Annotated in this window: 3 protein-coding genes; 1 reads left to right on the forward strand and 2 read right to left on the reverse strand. The window is 34.0% G+C overall.

Features of this window, described 5'->3' with window-relative positions; translation table 11 throughout:
- Window positions 1-326 precede the first annotated feature (326 nt).
- Complete coding sequence (locus tag B4G36_RS03845) at window positions 327-1493, reverse strand: tetracycline-inactivating monooxygenase Tet(X2) (protein ID WP_008651082.1); 1167 nt, start codon at window positions 1491-1493, stop codon at window positions 327-329.
- Window positions 1494-1851: 358 nt separating this feature from the next.
- Between B4G36_RS03845 and ere(D) the strand changes: the two genes are divergently transcribed.
- Window positions 1852-3078, forward strand: a complete 1227-nt coding sequence (gene ere(D), locus B4G36_RS03850) for an EreD family erythromycin esterase (RefSeq protein WP_015345560.1) — start codon at window positions 1852-1854, stop codon at window positions 3076-3078.
- 196 nt (window positions 3079-3274) lie between these two features.
- Here the strand turns inward: ere(D) and abc-f are convergent, their stop codons facing one another.
- Entirely contained in the window at window positions 3275-4870 is a 1596-nt protein-coding gene (gene abc-f / locus B4G36_RS03855) for a ribosomal protection-like ABC-F family protein (protein ID WP_090410526.1), read from the reverse strand.
- Window positions 4871-5045 lie beyond the last annotated feature (175 nt).

A 5045-nucleotide genomic window follows, 5' to 3' on the forward strand; every position in this document is an offset into this window, starting at 1 on the left:
GCGGCTAAAATTACACATAATGGCTCGGCGAATTGGCGAAGTAGCGAAGCTGTATCGAAGATACAAAAGCGGAGCTATTTAGCCAAGTCGCTTGTTGTAAGCAGTCCGCGAAGCGGCGGCTTACGGCAAGCGACGTAAGTCGCCGAGCCATTGTTAGCAAGGAGCGCAGCGGATTGCTAACAACGTTTGGCAAATTGGCGATGGAGCCGACTTTTAGCACAAATGTTGAATAGAATTACTAATCTTCAACATTGCACAAAAGTTCAATAGAAGTACTTCACCGGCTCTATTGCCAATTTGTTTGTTATGTGCCGTTTTATTCCATTTTATACATTTAACAATTGCTGAAACGTAAAGTCGGGTTTAAACATTTCAATTTCGTTTTGAGTTGATTCTTCTTGTGCTTCTTTGCCATAGATAAACATTTGCTGTTCATAATTTTTAACAGCCTCTTCAATGCTATTAAATTTTCCATCGGCTAGATTATCAGACAATATCAAGGCATCCACCAACCCACTATTTACTCCCTGCCCTGCAAAAGGCGGCATCAAATGTGCGGCATCCCCAATCATTGTTATGGGTAATGGGCGCTTGCTTTTCCAAGGCTTTTCTAAAGGAAATATCCGTGTAGCCAATCCTACAAATGACAACGTCGTATGAATCAATTCTTTGTAGCGTTCGTCCCAATCGGAAAATTCTTTCAGAAGAAAATCAACGACACTATTTCTGTTTTGAAAATCTACCTGCGTTTGGTTTTTCCATTCATCAGGTGTTTTAAAACTTATTCCAAAATGCAATGCACCATTATTATTGGGGTTAGCAAATAATAAATTACCTTGGTGAGATGCCATTAGCCGGTTTCCATTGCATAGCTGAAAAAATCCAGGACAGTTTATCTCTGGTTGATGAATATCGGCTTGTATATTGAAAGTACCTGTTTCTTCAACTTCCGTGTCGGTAACAAATTTTCTTACCTTGGACATCCCGCCATTGGCAAGAATAACCAAATCTGCTGTTTCACTCGGTTTATTCTCAAAAGTTAGTGTCCACTTCTTCTTACCAGGTTCAAGCATAACAAGTTTTCTATCCCAAATAACCGTGTCGTTTTCTAAACTATTCAACAAGATAGCCCTTAAGTCATTTCTGTTTATTTCAGGATTGTCAAATCGATTTTCGGGCTTTACATTTTTTGTGGATAAAATATTGCCTTTTTCATCAGCAATATTTACACCCATTGGTAAGGCTAAGTCATAATAAGTTTGTAACAATCCCGCTTTTTTCATTGCTTCCTGACCTGAACCTTTGTGTAGGTCAAGGGTTCCACCAAAAATCCTTGCCTCTCGGTCGTTGTCTCTTTCGTAAACTGAAACGTCTATGCCGTTTTGCTGTAATAATTTTGCCATAGTCAGTCCAACGGGTCCACCACCAATTATTGCAACGTTCTTATCACTAAGTAAATTCATTTGTTTGTCTGTATCTATTCGCATTGTCATTCAAAAATGGCACATAACGGGAAACGCATTGGCGAAGTGGCGGATAAATTGGACGAAAAGTTCAATTTAGCAATGACGTAGCCGATGTGTTTCCACAGAAGCTAAATTATTAAAAAAAGCTGAATGTGGAACACATTCGGCGGAATAAAATGCAGAAACTTTCAATTTAGCACTTAACCTGCCATTTTGCCAATGCGATGTTATGTGAAGGAATTTTTAGTATCTTTGTATTCAAATAATTCACATTTTATGTATTTCAGCAAGCCTTGGTAATTAAAAATTAAAGTAAATTATTAAATCGTCTTTTTGAGACGGTTGCTATTTGGTACGTTAATTTTTAATTTAAAATAAGGTAATAATGAAAAATATAAAACCCTTAACTTTTCCGTTTAATTCGGAAAATAATACATCCATAAAACAAAGTCTTTTTCGATTTCGAGAATATTTTGATTCTTCTACAATTGTTGGTTTAGGCGAAAACTCACATTTCATAAAAGAGTTTTTTACATTCAGGCATCAAGTTATTGAGTTTTTAGTAACTGAATGTGATTTTGACACCTTGGCATTTGAGTTTGGTTTTTCTGAAGGATTAGAAGTTGATAAGTGGATAAAATCACAAATTCCATTCGACGATTTGGATAAGTTACTGTCACACTTTTATTATCCAAATGAGTTTAAAGATACTTTGCTATGGCTTCGTCGGTATAATCAAGACAATAATAATCAAATTACCTTTTTAGGTGTGGATATTCCTAAAAATGGAGGTTCTTATTTTCCAAACTTTCGTATTGTATCTGATTATTTGCAAAGACTTTCAATCGTTTCTTCTGATGTCTTACAGAAGATTTTAAATCTTGCTGAGAAATTTGATTTCTATTCGACTTCTCAGCTTGCGTTAAATTTATCGCTTTTTGATGAAGCTGAACATAATGAATTAAAAGCATTGCTATTAAAAGTTTACATTCGTTTGGTCACTCTTCAACCAAAACTGGAAAGTTTAGAGTTTCAATCGATACTTCATCAAGTTAAAGGCTTGATTTATATGAATTATAATGCTGATGCTATGGAAAGCTTCATTACTGAAAAGGGAATTGAGGGAGATATGGGAGCAAAAGACCAGTATATGGCAGAAAGTATTGATTGGTTTTTGAAAAATTCACTTGGTAAAAAGATTATTTTAGTTGCCCACAATGCTCACATTCAAAAAACTCCGGTCGATTTTGACGGATTTATTAGTTGTTATCCAATGGGGCAAAGACTTTCGATGACTTTTGGAGAAAAATACAAAGCATTTGCAATAACTAATCTACGTGGAGAAACTGCCGCATTGTATCCTGATAATGATTATCAATTTGGTTTTAGGGTTGATAAATTTCCACTTGATTCTCCAGAGTCGGATTCTGTTGAATTTTTTATGCAGGAATTATCAGGAAAAGAATGCTGTTTAATAATCAATAAAAGTAAGGAATTAAAAAATTGTAGTAAGATTCGTTTTGATTCTATATATCTAAAAACTGAAATAGTAGATTCTTTTGATGGGATTTTCCTAATAGAAAAATCAACTGTTTCAGAAATAGTGGATTGAGAATTTATAAATTTAATTTCGAAACGGCACTTTCTTTTTGGAGGTGCCGTTTTATTCTTTCACATAACGGGCCGCGGCTTTGCGAGGGAGCGGATTTTAGCATAAGACTTCCAAGCGAAGACGGAACTTTAAATATAACGAAAATCTTTGAACGGAAACAATAACCCGCTCTCTTGCAAAACCGATGTTATCGGCTTTACTTCATTAATTCAATAGTTCGTTCAATATTTATTTCTTGTAAGAACGTTTTATCGTGGGAAATTACAATTAAAGTTCCTTCATATTCATTGATTGCATTGGTTAAAATTTCGATGTTTTGAAGGTCTAAATTATTGGTAGGTTCATCTAAGATAATAATGTCGGGAGATTGATTAGCAATGTTTAAACAACACAACATTAACCGCATTCTTTCTCCGCCACTCAATGTATGACAAGGCTTATCCCAATCATCTTTTGAAAATAAAAAACGGTCTAATCTGATTTTTACTTCGTGTTCCTGAAGGCCGGTTTGATTAAATTCTTGAGCTTGTTCATAAATCTGTAAATGATTATTGATTAAAGAATAATCTTGGTCAATATAAACAGAATGACTTTCAGCAATAAATATTTTTCCTTCCGTTGGTTTAAGTTTTCCGAGTATTATTTGGATAAGTGTGGTTTTTCCTGTTCCATTTTTTCCGTTGATAGCAATTCGTTCACCGCTGACAATTTGAATGTTTAGAGGTTTCTCCCATAATAAACCTCCTGTTCTATATGCGAAATTGATATTTTCTGCTATAAACAGATTTTTACCTTTATGAAGATTGGAAGAATCAAATTCAAATTTCATTTGTTCTATATCAGAAACGGAAAGCCTCAAATCTTGAAGTTCTTCTTTTATACCATTAATTTTATCTGAATGAACTCCGGCAATTTTTGCTGAGCTTCTTTCAGCATTATTCTTCCAAGCATCTGATACTATCTTGGGAAGTCCAGCTTTTCCTAAATTCTTTTTTGCTCGAACATCTAATTTTTGTTGTCGTTCAATTGTTTTTCGCTCCTTTTCTTTCGCCTTTCTAAGTGCTTTTTCTTTGCTCTGAATATCTTGACTTAAGGCGTTTTGTTCAATTTCTTTTTGCTCTTTATAAAATTCATAGTTTCCGCCATAAACTTTAATTTCATTTCTGTTGAGCTCACAAATAGGATTTAATAACTGAAGTAACTCTCGGTCGTGGCTAACGATTATAAAAGTTGCTCTTGAGGTTTGAATAAAATCGTATAGTAAGTCTCTACTGGATTTGTCAAGATGATTACTGGGTTCATCTAATAAAACAAATGATGGTTGATGAATAAATATACCTGCGAGAAAGACTTTTGTTTTTTGTCCTCCACTTAATTCGCTTAATTTTTGAGATAGTGATAAATCAGAAATATCCCAATAGCTTAGGGCTTCTTGACATTTTTCTTCTATCGTCCAATCGTCATTTAAAAGGCTATAATTCTTTTCATCTACACTTCCGTTTAAAATTTCGTGTAAAGCATTGAGTTTGGTTTCAACTTGTAAGGCTTGGGCAATTGTCAAATCATTAAACTGACCGAAAATTTGAGGAATATAATAGGGTTTGGTTTCGGAGGAAATTTGTCCGTCATCAGGTTCTAATTCCTTGGCTATAAGTTTGAGTAAAGTAGATTTTCCAACACCATTATTGCCAATTAATGCAATTTTATCGGAATGGTTTACTGTCATACTTAAATTAGTAAACAGCGTATTTTTATTGGGATGTGAATAGGATAAATTTTGAATCGTAAGCATAATTAATTTCTTTTTGAGTTTAACAAAAGTGGGAGCCCAATTTTTTGAGCTGATTGTTAGATTGTCTAAGAAATTAATTTTTACATTTTCTGCTTACTTTTTATTTATGTTGCAAATATAATATTTTTTCTGAACTACTTTATTTCGTATTGCCGATAACATTGTTTTTTCACGA

It is taken from the genome of Empedobacter sp. UBA3239 (genome assembly GCF_002362875.1).
GTDB lineage: Bacteria > Bacteroidota > Bacteroidia > Flavobacteriales > Weeksellaceae > Empedobacter > Empedobacter falsenii_B.